This window comes from Sphingobacterium sp. UBA2480, from assembly GCF_002341965.1.
GTDB lineage: Bacteria > Bacteroidota > Bacteroidia > Sphingobacteriales > Sphingobacteriaceae > Sphingobacterium > Sphingobacterium multivorum.
This window is the reverse complement of record NZ_DDPA01000003.1, coordinates 341,542-363,958: the sequence shown is the minus strand read 5'-3', so window position 1 is coordinate 363,958 and position 22,417 is coordinate 341,542. Positions and strand designations below refer to the sequence as shown.

The 22,417-nt window shown below is 39.7% G+C and carries 15 protein-coding genes; 7 read left to right on the top strand and 8 right to left on the bottom strand.

What is annotated here, in order from left to right; translation table 11 throughout:
- The first annotated feature begins 2 nt into the window (after positions 1-2).
- From B3600_RS07355 to B3600_RS07340, 4 genes are all read left to right on the top strand, one after another.
- The gene (locus B3600_RS07355) at positions 3-1,742 is read left to right on the top strand and encodes a hypothetical protein (protein ID WP_286752557.1); all 1,740 of its coding nucleotides are present in this window, start codon (positions 3-5) and stop codon (positions 1,740-1,742) included.
- Positions 1,743-1,749: 7 nt separating this feature from the next.
- Entirely contained in the window at positions 1,750-3,462 is a 1,713-nt protein-coding gene (locus tag B3600_RS07350) for a hypothetical protein (protein WP_286752556.1), read from the top strand.
- Between the two features lie 9 nt (positions 3,463-3,471).
- Complete coding sequence (locus B3600_RS07345) at positions 3,472-5,151, top strand: hypothetical protein (protein ID WP_286752555.1); 1,680 nt, start codon at positions 3,472-3,474, stop codon at positions 5,149-5,151.
- A 217-nt stretch (positions 5,152-5,368) separates the two neighbouring features.
- Complete coding sequence (locus B3600_RS07340; protein ID WP_286752554.1) at positions 5,369-6,400, top strand: hypothetical protein; 1,032 nt, start codon at positions 5,369-5,371, stop codon at positions 6,398-6,400.
- A gap of 80 nt (positions 6,401-6,480) precedes the next feature.
- On the opposite strand, the gene B3600_RS07335 is transcribed toward B3600_RS07340, so the two are convergent.
- On the bottom strand, positions 6,481-6,927 hold the full coding sequence (locus B3600_RS07335) for a nuclear transport factor 2 family protein (protein ID WP_201639637.1): 447 nt from the start codon (positions 6,925-6,927) through the stop codon (positions 6,481-6,483).
- Positions 6,928-7,461: 534 nt separating this feature from the next.
- The gene (locus tag B3600_RS07330; protein WP_286752553.1) at positions 7,462-10,008 is read right to left on the bottom strand and encodes a tetratricopeptide repeat protein; all 2,547 of its coding nucleotides are present in this window, start codon (positions 10,006-10,008) and stop codon (positions 7,462-7,464) included.
- 507 nt (positions 10,009-10,515) lie between these two features.
- On the opposite strand from B3600_RS07330, the gene B3600_RS07325 reads away from it, so the two are divergent.
- Positions 10,516-11,427, top strand: coding sequence for a DUF6624 domain-containing protein (locus B3600_RS07325; RefSeq protein WP_070565262.1), 912 nt, complete (start codon positions 10,516-10,518; stop codon positions 11,425-11,427).
- Between the two features lie 41 nt (positions 11,428-11,468).
- On the opposite strand, the gene B3600_RS07320 is transcribed toward B3600_RS07325, so the two are convergent.
- Both B3600_RS07320 and B3600_RS07315 read right to left on the bottom strand, forming a co-directional pair.
- The gene (locus B3600_RS07320) at positions 11,469-11,837 is read right to left on the bottom strand and encodes a hypothetical protein (RefSeq protein WP_146752988.1); all 369 of its coding nucleotides are present in this window, start codon (positions 11,835-11,837) and stop codon (positions 11,469-11,471) included.
- A gap of 205 nt (positions 11,838-12,042) precedes the next feature.
- Positions 12,043-12,489 (bottom strand): nuclear transport factor 2 family protein, encoded by a 447-nt coding sequence (locus B3600_RS07315; RefSeq protein WP_286752552.1) that lies wholly within the window; start codon positions 12,487-12,489, stop codon positions 12,043-12,045.
- Positions 12,490-12,913: 424 nt separating this feature from the next.
- Between B3600_RS07315 and B3600_RS07310 the strand changes: the two genes are divergently transcribed.
- Positions 12,914-13,267, top strand: a complete 354-nt coding sequence (locus B3600_RS07310) for an ABC transporter permease (protein ID WP_286752551.1) — start codon at positions 12,914-12,916, stop codon at positions 13,265-13,267.
- Positions 13,268-13,304: 37 nt separating this feature from the next.
- Here the strand turns inward: B3600_RS07310 and B3600_RS07305 are convergent, their stop codons facing one another.
- The 4 genes from B3600_RS07305 to B3600_RS07290 all read right to left on the bottom strand — a co-directional run bounded on the left by B3600_RS07305 (position 13,305) and on the right by B3600_RS07290 (position 17,976).
- On the bottom strand, positions 13,305-14,072 hold the full coding sequence (locus B3600_RS07305) for a hypothetical protein (protein WP_286752550.1): 768 nt from the start codon (positions 14,070-14,072) through the stop codon (positions 13,305-13,307).
- Positions 14,073-14,213: 141 nt separating this feature from the next.
- Positions 14,214-15,536 (bottom strand): BNR repeat-containing protein, encoded by a 1,323-nt coding sequence (locus B3600_RS07300; RefSeq protein ID WP_286752549.1) that lies wholly within the window; start codon positions 15,534-15,536, stop codon positions 14,214-14,216.
- Positions 15,537-15,605: 69 nt separating this feature from the next.
- The gene (locus B3600_RS07295) at positions 15,606-16,847 is read right to left on the bottom strand and encodes a DUF2264 domain-containing protein (RefSeq protein ID WP_286752548.1); all 1,242 of its coding nucleotides are present in this window, start codon (positions 16,845-16,847) and stop codon (positions 15,606-15,608) included.
- 13 nt (positions 16,848-16,860) lie between these two features.
- Positions 16,861-17,976 (bottom strand): glycoside hydrolase family 88 protein, encoded by a 1,116-nt coding sequence (locus B3600_RS07290; RefSeq protein ID WP_201639643.1) that lies wholly within the window; start codon positions 17,974-17,976, stop codon positions 16,861-16,863.
- A gap of 431 nt (positions 17,977-18,407) precedes the next feature.
- Here B3600_RS07290 and B3600_RS07285 point away from each other — a divergent pair, with 431 nt between their 5' ends.
- On the top strand, positions 18,408-22,361 hold the full coding sequence (locus tag B3600_RS07285) for a hybrid sensor histidine kinase/response regulator transcription factor (RefSeq protein WP_286752547.1): 3,954 nt from the start codon (positions 18,408-18,410) through the stop codon (positions 22,359-22,361).
- Positions 22,362-22,417 lie beyond the last annotated feature (56 nt).

Here is a 22,417-nt window from a genome sequence, read left to right as displayed (position 1 = left end):
TTATGAAAATGTATACAGTGGGGGTAACAAAATTAATAATATCAATTTTGATATTATTTTGCCTATTCATCTCCTGCAAGAAGGAAAATAAGACGGAGGCTCCGACCAACATCACAGTAAGCGCCGTCACGGGAAGCTTTGAAAAAATGACCCAATCGTCGATTGTCCTCCATGGGGCCGTAGGCGATGTAACCATGCTCCCTAATATTACAGAATACGGTTTTGTTTTGAGTACAAATGGAAATACAGGATATGCAAAGCCCGAATCCGAAATTGTATTGGGTAAAAAGTTATCCGAAAAAGATGTTGTTTTCACCTATAAACCTGAAGACAATTTTGACATGAATACGATCTATACCTATGCGTTCTATGTCAAGACCAAAAATGGCTTTTATAAAGGCACATCAAATTCATTTCAACTGGATGGCATGCAGGTAGAATCGCCTTCGGAAATCTTAGGTATGCCCGGCGAACAAGTGAGCCTCAAGGGTCGATTTTCGATGTTGGACGACAGCTATAAATTATATGGCATGCTGGACAGAAGCCAGCAAATAGCCTATCAAATCGCTGCAGATGGTTCAAGTCTAACATTTAAAATCCCAGATGTAGAAGGCTCTCAGCATGGAAAAAAACTAAGAATAGAGCTACAGAAAAATTCAACAGTAGGGAGTTTCAACAGACAGCTAGTCCAAATCAGCTTATTGGGCAAGCTGATTCCTCCAGCCATAGAATCCTACAGTTTTACAGATCTGATACATTTTTATGGAGCCTGCTTACCCGGATCGGGAGGAAATGACAAATCATTCCAGATTATTATTGGCAACATCACAATCCCTTATACGCATGAAATTGCCATTAAAGATCTGAAAGGTCTAGTAGGGAAAAGCTTTAAAATAGGCTACAAAAATGGCCGGGACTCCGTGCTATTTGCAACAGATTACAGCATCCAGGCGCCCAATGCTGCTGACATATTTTTTGTCAATCCTGTAGCCCACCCGAATACCCACGCTATCGTCAATGGCTTTTCATTCTATTCATTCTTTGATATGTACCAAACAAAATATTATGTTGGAAAATATCAGGTTAATGAGATGGAGGTTAATGGAGATTATCAATCGGGAGCCATTTCAATACCGCTCAAGAATATCCCAGAAGGCCAATATAAATTGCGTCTGGACAATGGATTTTTTAATATTGAAAGCACAAAAACGATACAGATCAAGAAATTTGACTGGACTGCCATTGATAAAAAGGAGGCCTATGTTGGCGACTACCTAACACTCACCGGAAATTTTATCAAAGGGTTTGAATACACGATTTATGGAGACGATTTCTTTAAATTGCCAGTTGTATGCGCCGAAGACGGTAAATTAACTTTCCAGGTACAGACCTTCTTTGAGGAGACTGAATCGCTACATATTGTATACAATGAACTGTCCGAAACCGGATGGCATTTGTACACGCATGAGAAGGCATTACCATTTAAAAGTTTAGGTATGACCTTCGACAGCTTATCCCCCAAAATGGGATTACCGGGCTCTATTGTGCAGCTCAAGGGAAAAGGAATTGGTTTGGCACATATGATCCGGGTTGGCGATACACAGGTGTATCCACTTGTAAAAAGCGTGGATGAAGTTACGATTGCCATTCCTGTTTTTCTCACAAAAGGTAAAGTGAGAATCTCCGCCTCAACCTGGCGTAATACTGTGCTATTATCACCGGACTACTTCGAAGTCCAATAATGTAATTATGATGAAAAGTTTAATCCAACAGTTGCTAATATCCCTGGCAATAGTCACAACAACGTGGGCATGTAAGAAAACGGAAGAAGTCGTGGTCGTTCACACGCCCATGAAAGTGATTGCCAATGCTCCCACAGAAGTAAAGGATTCGCAAATCACCATGCATGGTGAAATAGAAAACACAAACGATGAAGAAATTTTAGATGTAGGCTTTATCTTATCCGAAATTACAAAAACCGGGAGTAGCTTATTACAGGAAATCTCGGCTGGTAAACAAAAACTGACAGCAGGCAAAACTGTAGATTTTACCTTAAACGTAAAAGAGCCTTTTGACCTAGATTTAATTTATCAGTATGTATTTTATGTCAAGACTGCCAAAGGTTTCTACAAAAGCCCGGCTGTTCGTTTTAATGTCGACAATATTAGCGTAACAGATACCAAACCTATCTTAGTTTACCTTGGAGAGACAATTATATTGAAAGGAAACTTTAAGCAATTTAAGGATAACTACTATTTAATTGCCAATAGTGATCCACAGCAACGGTTGGCATTTACACTAAAAGACAACAAGACAACATTGGCGGTAACCCTGCCGAAAGGAGGATACTATCATGGAAATTCAGTGGGCATTACACTTCAGAAACCAATCAATGGCAGTCAATTTGTAAGTTCCAAACAACTGATAGAAACAAAGATTGTTGCTAAAATCACAGAACCAAGTAAATACAGCTTTGCATATAATGAAGGTATCCAGATCAACGGTATTGGATTGCCCCAATATAATGCGAATAACCTTTACCTTCTGATTAATGACCAACGCATACCATTTGCAAACTACCTACTGTTCAAACAATTAGTAGAACTAAAAAGCGGATCTTTCCGATTGGGATATACCAATGGTCGCGATAGTGTTTATCTAGCGAAAGAAATCCAGTTAGAGCAACCACCAGCAGATGATTTCGAATTAGCAACCACGCAAACGCATCCCGGCTGCAGGATAGAGACCAAAGGAATTAATTTTTATAAATATTTCGGTGATGAAATCAACAAGTTATTTATAGGCAGTTCGGCAGCGTCCGGTTTTATCGGAAGTAACGGATACAGTGCCCATGTCACTGTACCTAACAATCTACCGGAAGGAAAATACCCTATAACGTTGACAAGTGGCCTATCGACAGTGACCAGTAAGCAACATCTCGAAGTGAAGAAGTTACATTGGAATACGATCAATCAAAACACTTTTTTTACAGGTGATACTGCCCGCCTAACAGGAAACTTTTACAATACCGTCGGCTACAACCTAGAATTTGTGGGTGGCCCCATACTATATAGTTATGAGATGAAAAACGATCTTGTTAGTTTCAAAATACCGCAACTGACTCCCGGCAAGTATAAAATAAAGACATTTTATTATGGATTCTACAATAGCGAAAAATACTATGCTCCTGAAGAGAAGACCATTGAAATTGAAATGCCTATAATCACTGATTTCAGCCCACACACAGTTACCAGCGAATATGCTATCACGTTGCAGGGCAAGGGCCTTTCTGACGACTTTAAATTTTACTTTGGAGACCAAGAAGTAAATGCTTTCATTTCAGATGCCGAAAATAAGCGGATAATCTATATCCCTTACGATATAAAACCTGGTAAATATAAGGTCTGGATGAGTACTAAATATGGAAAAGTTGAAGCAAAAACATTGCTGGAAATCAAATAACAAAAAATCATGAAGCAGCAAATTATCAAATTGACTTTTACAATGCTTTTGTTTTTCGTTCTTGCATCGTGTAAGAAAGAGGAAAAGATAATTGATAAAACACCGATAACAATAGCGACCTTAGAAGCTGGCGATCTTAGAAACAACCATGCGATTTTATATGGCGAAATCCATTATCTAAATGATGAAGAGATACTGGACTACGGCTTTAAGATTGCATTGAGAGAAGAAACAACCTTCCGTACCATATCTTTGGGAAAACAGGCAAAAGTTGGTATCCTCAGTTATGACCTACAATCGACGTTTAAAATCGGTGAAGTCTATCGCTATATATTCTATGTAAAGACTGACCAGAATACATACGAGGGAAACCCCGTTCTCTTTACTGTAAATGATATCTGGGTAGATAATTCCAAACTCCAATATGCGAGTCCAGGCGACGTCATCACGATTAAAGGCCGTTTTAAGCAGGTGGATGATTCATTTAAGCTCTCCATCATTAGTAACTATTCTGGAGAAAATAGTGACGTTCCTTTTACTTTAGATAAGGAAAAAGAATCGCTAACGTTTACTATGTCGACGAAGAATGTATACCATGGGGAAGATGCTCGCGTGGTGTTATCAAAAAAAATAGATTATCAGAGTCTTCAGCAATATTTATTGAGTTATAAAATTGCAGCGCGGTTGTTGCCACCAAGTCCAGGCACCCATTATTATACAGATCCAATTAAGCTGAATGCGATCGGCTTATCGCCCCACAGATCTCACGACTTTAAAATTATCTTAGGTGATAAAGTCGTACGATATGAAGATAATTATTATGCACCCTACATACCACTTAATGGACATTCCTATAAATTAGGCTACATCTGGGGGCAGGATACGGTTTATCTCAAAGAGACATGGGACCTCGAGGTTCCCAATATGAAAACAGCAACGCTGAAGTATAAAATAGTGCACCCTTTTGGACATACGGAACTTGAAGGCCTTGATTTCTTTAAATATCTGGTCAATAGCACGTATAAATTAGCGATAGGAAAGTATCAGGGAGAGCTTGCCATGACCAATTTTGAAAAAGATATTCCGGTACATGTTGGCGATATTCCGGAAGGAAAATATCCGATAGCGATCAATAGCAATGTATATGGCGATCTGAAAATCAACGACCAGTTGACCGTTCAAAATCTTCGTATTACGGCTGTAGACCCAGGGACATGGTATTATGAAGACCCTATCCGGATAAAGGGAAATTTCCTACCCAACCAGGAGTATGTTATCAAACTGGGTGAATTTGAGATATATTATGGCCTACCAAAAAATGGTGAGCTCGAATTTCCATGTTCATTTACACTTGTAAAAGGAGATAACAACATTCAAATCGGCTATGCAAAGTATGGCGGCAGTTTTTTTGAGGTGGACCGTAAAGTCATAAAGGTAAACGGATTAAGCATAGACAGCTTTTATCCGACCAAAGGTGCTCCTGGAGATATTGTTAAGTTAAAGGTACGAGGTGCCAAGACAAATTATTATCGGATTGAGGTCGGCGGAGTTGAGGTTAGCCCAATATCGGTCAAACCTGGAGAAATGGAATTTATGGTGCCAACAGTCAACCGAAGGGGAAAAACAAAAATAAGAATTCTGATTAATAGTCAAACCTTCGAATCAAACGACTATTTCGAAGTTCTATAGCATCATTAAAACAATGCGTAATATGAATATGTCCTTAGCATTAGTTTAGGATTAACAAATAGGAAAATGAAGTGTCTAGCAGAAACGGATAGGATATCAAAAAAATAATCCGACTTCATAATGTAATACCGCTACAGCTGCGAAAGAATTATTATGATAAAATGGAATATAGTAGGTATGCTTTTGTTAATAGATGTACGACAAATCCAAATGTGAAATGGAACTCTTTGATAAAACTTTAGATTTAAGCCATAGGGGAAGAAGCCTTTTTTTACTGTTTTTTGCCACTGTACTGTTAACAATCCATGTCAGTTGTTCCGGTCAGCCGAGTCAACACGCCACTGCTATTGACTCAATTAGAATTATAGCAAAGAATGCTGATAAATCCCAGGTATTCCCTAAAAGAATAACGCTTGGAAGTCCTGTTTCCAAGGAAATAGGATTATTAAAAAAAGTAGTTCTTGAGAATAAGAATGTAGATACGAAAGAAGAGTATGAAAACAGCTCATTTTCGGGGGTAAAATATTTTTTCGACCCTAAAAACTATATCATTTTAAAGGTCAACACAGACTATCCAGCAATTTTATTCGAAAAATATAATTATACTGCTAATCTTGACTTGACGAAAAACTATCATCAGTTCTATCAACACCCAATGGTTGGTTTTATGCAAAACCATCAAATTTATATAGGTGTAAATGCAAATTCAGCTTATGAAAACCACAGCCTGTTTCCTATAAAATTTAACGAGCATAATCACAGTCTCGTTGAAAAAATCGATGACAAACAAGTCAATAACTATCAATTAATAAATAAAGTTGCTATTGATAGCTTGGAATTAAAGAACGGTTCCAATAGAGTTTATTTTAATAACGACTGGAACCTTTTAAAAGAACCCAAGCCTAAAAATGAATTTTATGAAAAGGTAGCACGCTTAAAAAATTCACTTAAAGCTGCTGCTCAAAAAAGGGATATTAATCCCGAAGATATTGATTTATCCATCTCAATGGTAATCGATAAGGATGGAAAAGTTAATCAACTGGACGCTTATTTGGAATACTCAATTCCGGAGAAACAATCTATTCGCATAGAAGATGTGGTATTAAAATCCTTTTTACAATCTTTAAAGATTGATCTTATCAACAATTATTCATTTTTTATTCCAGCTCAGAATAGAGATAAAAATCAAGTGAGCGCATACTTTTTAACCCGATTAAATATTGGATTACCTTATCGAAATTTTAAATAACGAAACAAAAGGGCATAAATCCGAAAAAGCCACATCGCTCGACGTGGCTTCACAACATATATATTTATAGGGAATAAGCATTATTGGTAGGAATGAATTGACCTGGACACCTTCCAATCGCCATTCTCGTAAACCAAAGTCACGAGGTCTGTCATGCTAAAGCTGTCAAATTTCATTGCAATTTTTGCAATCATATAATCTACTGATTTTTCTACGATCTTGATATTTACTTTGCAATTTAGCTTTTCTCCGTGTTGATTTTTCAACGATTTAATCACAGCGCTACGACCATAGGTCAATATGCTGTTAGCCTGTATCTTTTGGTTGAAATCGTCCGTAAACAACTGCTCCACGCCTACCGATTCCCCCTTGGTGGTGACTGCAAGATAGTGATCCAGTGCTAAGCCTGCCGTGGAAAGGTTAATGTTTGTCTTTTCTGATTTGTCTCCCCATCTTTCAGCTGCCATGGTGAATGTGGACAAGGCGATTAAAGCTATTGCAGTGCAATTTCTTACGAATGATTTCATGATACCTTTATTTTATTGTGTTAGTTATCGTGTTTCTACTTGTGGGTCCAAAACTTCTGTTTAATATGCATTTACCCCATGGTCTTTAGACCAGTGATCGAAGAAACTCGGTGAATTGTCATTTACCAACAAGAGATTTCGATCCGGAAGCATGCCGAAGAAATTTAGGACACATTTCGACAACCACATGCCAAACACTATACCAGTCGGCCAAAGGCGTATATTTATGCTTTCTGGGCCTTAAAATGGCCTTTTATTAATCTTCTTTTAAAAAATAAATGTGCGCTTGCGAACAGTTTACAAACGTATTGTCCGCATCCGTACAATGGATAAAGCGTTAAATAGAGACCGTATCAATTACGCAAACACGGCATTTACAGAAGCAAAAAAGGAATGAGAAGGAAGGAATAACAAACATAAAAAAGCCCGAGAACAATCGGGCTTTTCCAAACGGCAAGTGCTACAAGGCCATTGCTATTCGGTATAAATGGACAAACATCCTCAAATCTGTCTTACGGACAAATCTACAACGTGTTACTTCAGTTTCTGTAAGCGCTCTTTCGCCGCGGGCACAATATCATCGTTTTTATCATAATTGTCAATCACACTTTTCAAGGTACTCTTCGCCTGGAAGGTATTGCCTTTGCGCGCATAGGCATCAGCAAGCAATAGGAAGCTCTTGGCAACCCAGTATTCTTGTGCTTCCCGATTGTTGATCACATCAAAGGCTGTTTCCAGCGCCTTATCATATTCTTTGTTATCATACTGCATTAGTGCCACGCGATAGCGCGCCTCTGCTCCGACTGCCGACTGGCTCTTCAACGCGGCCAGGTTAAATTCTTTCATGGCAGCCGCTACATTCTTTTCTTTTAGCAAGGCTTTTCCACTGTATAGGTGCGCTTTCGCAATTTCTTCCTCGGTTGCGTCCTTGTAATTCTTGATCAGGCTTACGTACTTGGCCATTTGCTCCATATCGCCGAGTTCGAAGTAACACACCATCAGGTTCGTTACTGCGTAGCCATAGTTCTTTTTATATTCTTCGTTGAGCTCCAATTTTTTGAGGTGTACAATGGCCTCGTTGTATTCCTTGAGGTCCAGGTACAGCGCAGCCACCGTCAGCAAGGTATTCTCTGAATACTTGCTCGTCCAGTCGTTCAGGATGATATTCAGATCATGCAGTGCTTCCTGTGGATGCCCCGTACGATACGAACTCACCCCACGGATGTAACGGGCGAATTTTTCTTGTTTGGGTTTTGGAAATTTATCGAAATAAGCATTGATCGCCTCCACAGCGGCTCCGTATTCTCCCCTGGCGAATAGAGACTGTGCGGCCTGAAAAGCCATATTATCCAATTCCGCAGGACTCAGATTACTGACATTGGTACCCACGGCATAACGGATATAGCTTGAAGCATCCCCCTGATCGAGGTAGATGTTTTCAATGAAACGCATGGCCTGCTCTGCCTCAGCAGTTCGGGTATACTTCTCCACCACCTTCTCGAAAGTCGCTTTCGCCGCTTCGGGCTCATCGTTATTGTACTGCACGAGCCCTATGGTCATTAAGGCGCGGGGAATATAACTGCTACGGGGGTACTTTTCGACCATTGCTTGCAGCCCTTCGATAGCGCGGCCATAATCACCCATCGTGAAATAAGTGTAGGGAATTTCAAAGGCAGCATCATCTGCATAGTTCGAAGATGGAAATTGTTTCAGTACGGACCGCAGCGTACTGAGCTTGGTTTCATTGTCGCCTTGTAGACCAAATAAAATACCACGCTGGAAGAAGGCATAATCCTGGTTTGGCGCTTTGCTATTAATCAGCTGGTCGTAGTACTTGTTTGCCCGACCATAATCGCGCAGACACAAATACGAATCACCTAGACGTGCAATAACATCATACCGTATATTTTGATCCACGGTATTTCCTCCGGCAGTCAGAAAGCGTTCAAAATATTTGGCCGCCAACTCAAAACGGTTGTTTCGGTATGCCGCATACGCCAGCCCGTAATTTGCATAATTATAGACATCAGTATTCCGAGCGACGGGCAGGCTTAGAAACTCGGAGAAGTTTTCTACAGCTTCACCAAATTTGCGCACTTCATACATGGCTTCTGCTTTCCAATAGGTCGCAAGAGCCGCCATTTCAGCATTGACCGGAAACTTTTCAGATCGCATAAACATAGATATGCTATTTTCGAAAGCACGCTCATTATAAAACTCCAATCCGCGGTAGTAGGTTACCTTTTGATAGATCGCATTGACTTCCCGACCGCGCTCTTTTAACGATTCCAGCATACTGACACCAGCATGGAAATTGGTCGTCCCCCGTAGAATTTCAGCGGATAGTGTTTCCGCACTTTCCTTTCTTTTTGAACCCGGATCGACAGGTTTCACTTCCTGGGCGATATATTTCTCGAGGACTTTTTGCGCAGCCTGGGTGGAGTCCATTGCAAACAAGATTTTGGCATAGTTAAATAGCGCATCGGCCTTCACTTGTCGGTCCAAATCCAGCTTTGTAGCTTTGACAAAAGCATTTCGTGCAGCTTGCTTGTCGCCCGTCTCCAGTGCGATATGACCTAAGGTCATGATGGCCCCTTGATAAAAGGCATCCGAAGGTTTTATGGCCTCCAACATACCGCTCGCTCTTTTGTATTCGCCGGCTCCGTAAGCCAGGTAGCTGATGCGATAATTATCGATATTGCTTTGTGAAGCGTCTGGATGCCGTTGCATCAATTCGTGGTAATAGGCCTGTTTATATTTTTGCTGTGCTAAATAGGTGGCAGTGGCAATCTGGCGCAATTCGGTCTCAATAGCATCGCGGTTGATAAGCGTCATATCCGGGCTGCGGCGCACCTTAACGGCATCAGCCAGCATGGGCCGGTAGTCACGTACGACGTCAATGGAATCCATGGTTTGAACTTCACCAGCGCCACTTTGCACACTATGCTGTTGTGGTTTCTCTTTCTTATCTTTCTGCTGTTTCCCCACTTCCTGCGCATAGCCTGTAAGCAGTAAAGCCGAAAGCGTTCCTGTAAAAAGGTATTTAAGATAGTTGTAGCTCATTCTTTCTTTCAATATCATTGTTCGTCCGTATTTCTGAGTTTTTCCAAACGTTCTTACGCCAAGGAGGCTGTAGTGCAATATTTATCTAAACAAATAGCCAAAACTAAAGAATTCTAGCCACATTCAGTAAATTATCAGCCTGAAAACAGACGCATTAGGTAATTTTTACCTTACCGTTGTTTGATTTTTACGATTTAGAATAACATAAGCTATTCCCAATGCGTCCTCGGCAACCGAGTTGATTACAATAATGAAGCCACTTTCTATAAATTCAAGAGATAATCGCATGGGCGACCTCAACGGCCAATACTGCCCGCATCTTGGCCTAGACGTACATTTTTTCTACTTCTAAAAAATAGTTCTTTGATTGGAATAAAGATCTGAGGCAGGGAAAAAAATCAGTAAAAAAGCGAGTGTTTAATAGGGCCATTTCAATAGGTGCTTATTTTTCCAATAGGATAAATAAAAAACATATTCTTATTATTAATGACAATATATTATATTTAGGTATATAAATATAAACATATGTTTAAACCATTTCTTATTCTCTTCCTAATTTTCATTTCCTGCCACGTGAAAGCTCAAAAAAGCAGTTCTTATTTTTATTTAAAGAATACCGCAGATAGTTTAATTTTTGAAAAGAAGACACCTGAAGCTTATTTGTTATATCGAAAAATGGTCAAGATTAGTGATATAGATCCGTTTATTGATATAGAATTGGTAAAATTAGCACTAAAAGTAAAAGACAGTAAAACAGCGGAAAAATATTTAAAGCAATCTATTTTAAACGGTGCTTCTTTAGGGATGTTAGAGGTTGACAGTAATGTAAATAGTTTTTTAAAACATCATACCAATTGGAGAAAAACCTACGATTTACTTCGTCAAAAACATCTAAGCAAAATAGCTCATTTGGAGGACCGCACAACTTTACTTAATATGTTGGAAAAGGATCAGGCATTGCGTTCCTTATTGGGAGTTATTGAATACAAAAAAGCTGATTCTCTTATTTTCGCTAGTGACACGGCTAATATGGCCGTGATAAAGGAGATTATAGCGAGAACAGAGTTTCCGAATCTTGAAACTGTTGGCATGGATGGCGTAAACGCTATCTTTATATTATTGTTACATACTTTAAACAATGGGATTGAGGATGCCAAAAATATTGAAATTTTGACACCATTGATGAAAAAAGCGGTTATAGACCTCAAGTATCCACCTTTCAACATGGCTTTAGTTATCGATAGACACCGGGCCATAATCCGTCAAAAACAGATTTATGGATCATACTGGGAAATGGGTAAACAAAACAAAAGAATTGTTACACCGATTGAGAACATTGATGAGGTAGATGTACGAAGAAAAGAAATTGGGCTACCACCGCTAAGTCTTTTAAGGAACCAAAGAGGGTATGAATTACCTGTGGATTATAAAAACTAAGTGATAATTTCAATTCAGCCAAAAAAAAACATCACCTTGATTTAATCTGCCTTTTCATAAAAAAAATCGCAGGTATCATCTACAACAATGACAATACTATTTCCCCGTTTTTTTATGACTAATTCACACGAAGCAGTACCTCCAGAATAACGCAAAACCAATCGCGTATCAAATACGCCGTATGCTACATGGTATTCTCCATTGCCAAAAAAAGAACTTCGATATTTATTGTTATCCAACAAGGTTAGCTCATCATCTCTATCCGGAAGCTCTGCACCTGCAAAGCATTCGTGATACTTGAAGTCATATTTCCCTAATACCATCGAATGCGTAATCAATCTTGAATAAATAATTGCTGTAGCGATTAAAAACAAGATAAGTAAGAATGGCCAACTTCTAGTTTTCTTCATTCCTTTAAATAAAGATATTATTGTTCTTTGAATTTACGATTAAATTTAGAATTAAAACTTAAAAGAACAAATTTACAATCATAAAAATCTGTGATCATACAAAAAGCCACATCGCAGGATGTGGCTTCTAAACTAAATTTATAAACATGTGATTCACTAGAGCTCGGCTTTTGCTATGACTGAGCTGGCCTCAAATTATGAGCTACTATTTATACGAATTGATCGATTTGGACACTTTCCAGTCATTTCCTTCACGGACAAAGGTTACTAGATCGGTCTTGGTGAAATCTTCAAATTTCAAGGTCATTCTGGCCACCATATAATCGGCTGATGTTTCAAGGATCTCCGTACTTACCCTACAGTTTAGTTTCTCACCTTTTTGTTTTTTCAATGATTTTACCACTTCACTACGGCTATTTGACTTCAAGTTTGCTGTTTGAACCTTTTGATTAAAATCTTCAGCAAACAATTGTTCTACACCAGCCGATTCTCCTTCAGCCATGACAGCAACATAGTGCTCTAAAGCAAAGTCTGCGGTTGACAAGTTAACAGTTGTTTTTGCTGTTTTTGATCCTGGGCCCTCAGCTGCCATTGCACATGTTGAAATTGCGATTAAGGCTGCTGCTGCGATTGTTTTTACTAGCGTTTTCATAATATCTTTATTTTATCGTGTAAGTTTTTCTGTTCTTATTTCTTAATTCAAAACTACGGTTCACTAGAGCTCTAACCGACAGATTTTAGACTAGTTCCCCACAAAACTCGGTGAATGACTGAGATCAAAAGGTGAACGTCAAAATACATTAAGAACATAAGATCCATTTTATTAACTCCGTGCCAAATACTATACCATTTGCCCTGTGCGTTCAATAACGGCTCCCATGACCTATTAAAGCACATTTCGTATCTTTTTCAAAAAAAGTAGATGTACGGATGCGAACAGTTTAAAACAATATCGTTCACATGCGTACACTATATTAAATGCTGGCAAAAAGATGAACTGAAGCCATAAGAGATAGATAAAAGCTACGAGCATCGATACAATAAAGCAAGGTCAAATTCTCTTAATTTTTGCCTTGTTGTCTATCGTTATTGCCTGTTTAGGGCTATTCGGTGTAATCACATTCGCTATTCAATTGCGGATAAAGGAAATTGGTATACGTAAAACATTAGGCGCAACATTAAGCAACCTCGTTTATCTACTATGCTCTGATATGGTTAAACTGGTCGGTATAGCACTGTTGATTGCACTGCCGCTCGGATGGTTATTGATGAATCAGTGGCTGCAAGAGTTCGCTTATCGCATTTCGGTCAGCTGGTGGATACTTGCTCTCGCAGGGATTATTGCACTGGTAATTGCTATTCTAACCCTATGTACCAGAGCAATAGCCGCTGCAAAAGCTTATCCGGTCGACAGCTTAAAAGTGGAGTAAGAATTGTATCCACTATACTTTCGCGTAGTTATGATTGTTATTGATAAAATTCCTTGCGTACAAAATCGTTTTTATTGAGCTTATTTAGCTCTCTTATCAAATAATAGCGATGTAGAAAACCCGTTAAGACGACAATCTTTTTGCCTGGATATATTCGAGCTATCTCATAGATGTTAGATGCCATTGTTTGATTTCTTAAATCCCAGAAGTCTGACATTAATCTGAATCCATCTTTATAACTGATCTTGTCTCCATCGGGTTTTGTGACAAACCTTTCTGAAAACTCAGACCTTGCATCTGTAATTTTCAGTAATTCTTGATATTGATAATATTGTCTTTTTTCAGCAATACTATCCGTAGTATGATTATTGAAATTTTCGGGAGATAACGTGGCAATTTTTATTAAATCTCCTGAGATACGTTGAAATTCTTGGTAAATATTGGCTTGTCCGCCGGTCAATTTTTGAGCACGGTACAAACTGTCGATCAATTTAACGGTTAGGTTATCAGTAGGTACCATGCCTTTTTCTTTACGGTATTTGTTTCTTCCTTCAAAATCAAATGGAAATCTCAGGGTTTGTGGATTCTTCATCAAATAAAGATTGCTTGCTTTTATTTCATTTCCCTCGGGGTTATACTGAGCAGTTTCATATTCCTTCATCCCTTCGCGGTCTACTTCATGAAGAATAATATCAGGCTTAATATGGTTAAGAATTCCAACTAAAATTTGAGCATTATAATTTGGAACACTATCGTGAATATTTCCGATTACATATAGGACTGTTTTACTTTTTTGTCCAAACACATGTGTAAAGATTAGAAATAACAAAACAAATACGGTTGAAAGTTTCATAACGTGCAGTTTACTTTTTAAGATTTTTTAATATTTTAGCGCTAGAGTATTAATAGTATTCTCTAATATAAAAAAAACACAGCAATCTCTTCCTCAATCACGCCATTCTACTACCCGTACGGCTGTCGCGGGAGCATCAGCTAGACCCTCAGCATCCTTTTGCACTGTAGGCTGCACAAATAAAGCAATTTTACGTTTCTTTTGCCACAACTGGGTATCATATGTAGGTTCCCAGGCTCCTACAGACTGATCACAAAGATCAATAATATTATTAGCCTCTTGCTGCATCCCATTCAACCTCAGTATCGAAGGTCGGTAACCGCGCTCTTGATCCCGAAAGACCAGCGTCAACATTGTTTTATGACCTTTTCCGCGAACCAATAGCTGCGGCCTGGCAATTGGAATATCCTTTGTTCCACCACCACTCAGCGTAAAGGGTGTTTTTCTAAAATCAAAAGACCGGATCTTCCATTCACCCTCTTGTAAATAGATGACCTTGTATTGTGGGATCTCTGATCCTGCGTCACGCCAGTAACTGGCGATAAAAGGATTCCCTTTTTCATCCGCAGCGATAGAGGTTTGATTAATCAATTCGTGCTGTTGTGGGATACGGGCTGCGTATTCAACGGTAGATTCTTTCATAGGCAGCTCGTACTGCATTCCATTACTCTTTTGCCAGGTTAATCCGCCATCGTTTGAACATGCATAAGCCATATCATGATTGCTTTCCACATTGGTACTTTCCCGCCACACCCAAGAAAGATGTATCGTTCCCCGACGATCCACATAACTTTGCCAATAGGCATTTCTCCGCCCCTCGCCATCAATCAGATTGCTATGCATCCGCTCCCACTTCTGTTGTTTACTGTCGTACCTATTAACCACAAGATTACCATGACCGGATCCGCCATCACGATATAAAAACAGCAACTCACCACTGGGCAACTTTAAGAATTCAGGATAGGTCACCTTTGATTCATTTTGTCCCAGCATGGCTTGCTCATAACCTAGCACAAGACTATTGGGGTGAAGGGTACGTGCATATCTCAACTTGCTGTCATGCTGATCCCAGCAAACGTGGAGATATCCTGCCTTATCCACCATAATACTGATCACATTATGGGCATCCTTCACATGCCCAGTATAACCCGAACGTCGCAACTTCCAGACCTTGCCAGAAAGTAACCGCTGACCTAGAACTACATATCCAGCTTCGTCATAATAAGCGATATATTGGTATTTACCATTGCTGGTTAATGAATTTTTACGAAATACGGTTGTGTTGACCGTGTTCTTTGCCCAACCATTTCCGACAAGCGTATTCTTAATTTTCTGCCCTTGTGCATTGTAAATAAACAAGAGGCACGCGCAAGCGAGCATCTCTACTCTTATTAGTTGATTTAGATATTGCTTCATTGAATTTTTTATACATTTGCTGATTCCGCCAAGTCCTTTTGAAAGGAGTCTTATCACCGGAATTTGGGGTTATTGAATGGCTTTGCTCTGATCTTTATGCCAGTCCTGTCCTGACCAGATACGCCGTGCACTCCAGTCGCTTGCTTCACTTGTCCAAAAAGAATCTCCGTCGGGTAATCCTAAAGGCAAAAAAATTACTGAACATAAATAGGGGCTCCCCTGATTATTGTACGGATCGCCCAAGCCCGGCTGATTACCATACATACCCAGTGTCAACCAGCCATTTTCATACGTATTAGGATTTTCAGTCGATTTTCTCAGTACCGCAGACAGTGCTGCCTTCACCTGTCCTTCGCTAAGCTCCACAGGGAGCCGTTTCTTGAAAGCCATATCGGCGAGATGATGGAAAGCTGCCGCACGATAGATTACAGACCTTCCCGTCGGTGGGAAGCTGCCATCGGCATTGATCATCCGCTCCTGAATTAGGGCATAGCGCGCATTGCGGAGCTTGATTTTTGCAAACATCCCATCATAGTTTTTAGTTTTCAGCTGTATGAAATCCATAATTCCGGCCAGGAAGGGATGGATAACATAACTATTATAGTAATCAAACGCATAATGCGGACCATCCATATACATTCCATCGCCAACATACCACTGTTCCAATTGCTGCAGCGCATAATCAACGCGCATCACGTCCCAATCATCCGAATACTTCGCTAAAAAAACTTCATTCATCGCTGAAAAGAGCAACCAGTTTGAATAACCCGGCCGAAATTGGCGGGTAATTTTTATGGATGCTACCAAATTCTTTTTTGTCTGTTTGTCGATATGATCCCACAGCCAAGGACTTCGCATAAATCCCAAAGCGATAAATGAGGCATCAACAAGTTGTTGACCACCGAGATCAAAACGCATAAAATCCCGCGCATTGCTGTCCAAAGCATTTTTAAGTGCTTGAACAGTCCATGCTCTATACTGATCGCGTAACTTTATCTCTTCAGCCGAACCGCCATCCAAAGAAAGCCAGGGCGCTATGCCTGACAATACCCTTCCCAAGACTTCAACATATTGTACTTTGATGCGCTGTTCCTTATTATCCACGTGTATAGAAGTCATTTGTGGCATAGTTAACCGTAGGCTATCATGGGCCAGACTGCGGAGGACAGGACGCAGCATCTGATCCATTTCTTTAAGCCAAAAAGCTCTATCCGTCTCCTTTGCTGATACAGGTTTCTCCTTCAAGCCCTGTCCAAGGGCAGTATGGCCTGTCAGAAAAATGACCAAGAACAATAAAATCTTATTTTTCATTTTCAAATCCAATCTATTTTTGAGCTAAATAACGATACATTTCCGAGCCGGCTAATAAAAACGCACCTACACCAAAAGGAGCTGTAGAGTTGGTACCCACCACCTGTCCGGGGATAGCTTTTTCACCGATCGGTTGTACGTACCCAACTCTGCCATCGGGTTGTAAAGCGACCTCACTAAGATATTTCCAGCCTTTAACCGCAGCATCTTTAAATTTAAAATCGCTTAGCAATCCGTTATTTATTCCCCAGAGCAATCCATAAGTAAAAAAAGCGGTTCCGCTTGTTTCCCTGCCGGGTGCATGTTCGGAATCTAACATGCTTCGAGTCCAGAATCCCTCCTGCTGTTGACAACTCATGATAGCGGCTGCCATTTCCTTAAAACGCTCCTGATAGTAGGTATAATGTTTATCCTCCTCAGGTAGATCTTGAAGAACCTTCGCAAATGCCGCGAAAACCCAGCCATCGCCCCGGGCCCAAAAATCCTTTTTGCCGTGTAAGCTCTGGTGTTTGGGGAAAACATATTTTGCATCACGGTAATACAATTTCGCTTCCTGATCAAACATGATACTATCGGCATATTGCAAATAAGTATACATCTTATCCAGATAAAGTGAATTCCCTGTCAATTTGTACATTTTAGTCATCACTGGCATCACCATATACAAACCATCGGCCCACCACCAATAGTCCTGTTTATTGGAGTGGATCTGATATTCCATGACTTCTTGAGCACGTGCAATCTTTTCAGGGCTTGGCGATAAATGATAGAGATCGATATAGGTTTGGAAACAGATTTGCCAATCACCAAAAAGAACGTGTTCGTCTGTTTCCCCATAGTTGTATTTCCACAGTTGCGTATCGGTAGACTTGGCTCCTTTCCAATCATTGTATATCGCCCAATCCGTAGAATATTTTAAGTCTCCTGCTGATTTTGAAATCTTATAGAATTCCATATTTCCGGTATGATAAGCTGCCTGATCCCAAAACGCCCAAACTTCGGGCTTATGATGAGACTGCCAGTATTGGTTTGCCTTACTTAGCTGAGCTAGTACGGTCTTTTTGTTCAATTGCTGTCCAAATGAAAAATGTCCTACAAACAATAGACATAAGATTAAATTGATCCGCATATATTTAGATGTATCGTATTTTTTGATAAACTAGCACATAAGCTGCTTAAATTGGTTTGTACATTATTTTAATAGAGACACTTATTACTTTCATCCCGTCCACTTTTTGCTTTTTGAAGCAAAATCTTACTCGTAAAAACTGTTCGCCTTAAATAAACGTACAATATACACTTATTTTAAAAAACAATCGTATCTTTAACCATATAATCTTCAAATTGACTTTTTCTGATCACAAAAAGTTGTTTTCAAGATAATAACCTATGATAAGGAAGAATCGATAAATTATCTGATATCGGAAATACCATACTAACATCGCTGCTAACATGCCTAGTTTGAACAGACTCCTACATTCACGTCAGGCCTTGATCCTGATATTCGTTCTCATCCTTGTTCACACAAGCACGCTGACCCACGCGCAATTCCCCAAGGAGATGAATAAAGATTTATCCAATAGTTCGGTGAAATCTATATTTCAGGATAGTCAGGGCTTCATGTGGTTTGGTACCTACGACGGGCTAAACAGATTCGACGGTTATGATATAAAAACCTACAGAAATCAGCTAAATAACGAAAATAGCATTCCGCATAATTATATCTATTGTATAGCAGAAGACCATAATAAAAAATTATGGATAGGAACTGGTCAAGGAATTGGAGTCTACGACCGAAATTTTGATACTTTCACGCGTTTAAATTATATAGACCAAAAATCTAAACGGTCATATCATCTCAATGCCGATACGAAATCCATTCAAATCGATAGTGATAATAATATTTATATCGGCACAAACGGCTGGGGGCTATTTTACAAAAGTCATCAAGAAGCATATGCCATACAAATTGCTTTTAAAGATTATAAATCGAACCTATCCACCTTATACTACCACGTATCGGCCACGCATATTGACGCGACCGGCATGGTATGGGTTTTTATAGAGGGACGCGGTTTATACGCTTTCGACAAAAAAACTCAGCAGTTGAATCTTGTATCGAAGGCTATTACGAGTGCAACCTGTATGGCTAGCACAAACAGCGGTGAACTCTTTATTGGTAATTACGAGGGGCTATTTGTTTGGAAAATCAAAGACCATATGCTTTCGTCCTTGTATCCACAGGAGCTTAAATCGAGCCAGATCAACATGCTGACGCTGGAGGGGCAAAACAAACTTTGGTTAGCCACCCAAAACAATGGCATTTTTATACTTAACCTATCTCATGGAAAAGCAGCAAATAAAAATGTTCTACAGCCCGTACAATTTTCACTGAATAGCAAAACCATTTATACGGTTTACATAGACTCCCAGCGTAAAATATGGATTGGCACCGGAAAGGGCGGCATTGAGACCATTGATAACAATGGCTATAAATTTAATTATTTGCAGCAGAAACATTATGCGGGATTTAACTTAGCGCACAAATTTGTACGTTCTTTCGTTGAGTATGATAACAAGATCTGGATTGGTACCGAAGGTGATGGCCTTTATGTATGGGATAACAAGACCAATCAGGTTCAATCTTTTCAAAAAGGGCCACAGCAATTGCCAGACAATACGATAAACCATCTTTTGACCGGAACTAACGGAGATCTATGGATCGCAACCGAAAGGGGCATTGCGCGTTATGCAAAAGGTTCGGGTTTAAAATATTATGTTTGCAGGACGCCAAATGGGGTCGTAAATAACAGTGTACAATTACTTTTTAAGGATCAGGATGAGAAGATCTGGGCAGCGACATTTTCTGAGGGAAGAGTGTATACATATAATCCGACAAGCGACCAATTTGAAGTCTTCAGCGAAGACATCTATGATATCAATTGCATGATTGACGATAAACAAGGCAATATCTGGATGGGGAATTACAATGAGATCATACAGCTAAACAAGAAGACACGAAAAAGCGCCAGGTATTTAATCGGAAAACCTGTTCGTGCCATTCGGCTCGGAAAAAATAACAGACTTTGGTTAGGAACAGAAGGTAAAGGGCTCTTGGCATTTGATAGCAAATCAAAAAAGATTGTCGAAAATTATTCCACAAATGAAGGTTTGAGTAACAATGCCGTACTTAATATTTTGGAAGATAAAACCGGGAAACTATGGTTAAGTACCTTTAATGGCCTCTCGAAGTTCGATCCTTCCACTAAAAAAATTGTACGATACGAAGAAACGGATGGGCTTCAAAGCAACGAATTTTCTTATGGAGCAGCATTTAAGCTCAAAGATGGCCATCTTCTTTTCGGAGGAAACAACGGTTTTAACATCTTTGATGCAGATAGTATCAAACTGAAAATTTATGAACCTGCCTTAGCAATCACAAGTCTTAAAATTAACAATAAAAAGATTGCCGAACTGAGCGACCGGGTCGATATTGGAAAAGATAATACTATTCACAAATTGACCCTTCCCTACAATCAATCTACTTTTTCGCTGGAGTTTGCCGCCTTGGAGTTTGATTCGCCACAAAAGATAAAATATAGATACCGCTTGGAAGGTTTAGACAAGCAATGGAACGATGCCGGGTCTACCCGATCTATCAATTACAACGGCCTGCATGAAGGAAATTATACCCTGCTTATTCAATCGACCGACTCGGAAGGCAATTGGACAAATAAGCAGATTAAGCTCGAGATTCAAATTCTCCCGCCTTGGTATAGAAGCTGGTGGGCTTACCTGCTTTACACGCTGGCTATGATCTATACGGGGCTATGGTATCTGCGCTATCGGAGGAGGCAAATCGCTTTAAATTATGAAATACAGCTTTCAAAATTCACCATCCAAAAGGAAAGAGAACTCAATGAAAAGAGGCACGCATTTTTTACCAATATATCGCATGAATTTAGAACACCGCTGACCCTAATTATTAATCCGATTAAAGATCTGCTGAAGACCAATAAAGAGTCTGAAGACAGGGCTTCCCTTCAGGTAGTACACAGGAACGCCAAAAGGCTTTTGAGCTTGGTGGACCAGCTGCTTGTATTTAGAAAAACAGAGGACGGTGCCGAACAGCTCAAAACCAGCATTTTCGACTGTCAAAGCTTTATGAAAGAAATATTTCTATATTTCGCTGCCCAGGCAAAATTACAAAAGATAAATTATCAGTTCCAGGAAAATTCCGATCCGGTCTTTGTCAATGCCGACAAAGAAAAAATTGAGATCATCTTATGCAATCTCATATCAAATGCCTTTAAATTTACGCCTTCCGATGGCGCTATTCATATTGCTCTATCGCAACAGGGTAGGGAATTAACCATTCAGATCAAGGATTCGGGAAAAGGTATCCCCGAACATCTTGGCGATAGAATATTCGACAAATATTTTTCGGATCCACTGACTGGCCCCAAAAAACAAACGGGATTCGGGATCGGCATGTATCTGGTCAAAACTTTTGTTGAAATGCACGCCGGAAAAATAAGTTATACGAGTTCAGCAACAGCGGGAACAACATTCGACCTCGTTTTGCCGATCGTGGCACAACAAATGCCGGCCGAAGAACCATTGGCAGATGTAGCGCACCGCAACGAGTCGGGGATTCAAATGCTATACGATGCACAAGTGGTGACAGAAACTGCTCCCACATTTCCAACGGCCATATCAAGCAAAAAATTCAGTATCTTATTGGTTGACGACGACGATGCGATCCGCAGCTATCTTACCGACATTTTTAAGGTAGAATATACGGTCTATGGTGCCCGTAATGGCGTTCAGGCATTAGCTATGATCAACGAAAAACAACCTGATCTGGTCATAAGTGATATTATCATGGAAGAGATGGATGGATTGTCACTCTGCAAAGCCGTAAAATCTAATGCTACGCTCAACCATATTCAAATCATCCTGCTTACTTCAAGTACTTCCGACGGCACGAAGTTAGCCGGAATTCAATATGGTGCCGATGATTATATCCACAAGCCATTTGATTCGGAAATATTGTTGCTTCGGGTCAAGACATTACTGCAGAACAAAAAGAACCTTCAGGACTTTTTCCTTAACGCTATCACATTACAGTCGAATGAGCTAAAGATATCGATCACAGACAAGCTATTCATAGAACGGTGCATTGAGATTATTGAAGAGAACCTACTGGAAGAATTGACTGTAATAAGCCTTGCCGAAAAAACGGGGATGAGTCATTCGTCACTTTATAAAAAAATTAAAACAATTTCAGGCAAATCGATCAATGAATTTATCAGGTCGGTACGACTCAAAAAAGCAGCAGAAATGCTTATTTTGACAGATTCGAAAATTAATGAAGTAGCTAACTTAACAGGTTTTTACGATCAGCGCTACTTTAGACAACAATTCAACAAATTGTTTGGCGATACACCATCCGACTATGTCAAAAAGTACCGAAAAGCATTTCAGAATGAATTCCATGTAGACCGGCCTTAGTCTGAATTGTTAAAAAGTAAAATAAGTCCTGTACAACAATCACGAGCTCTTTCTGC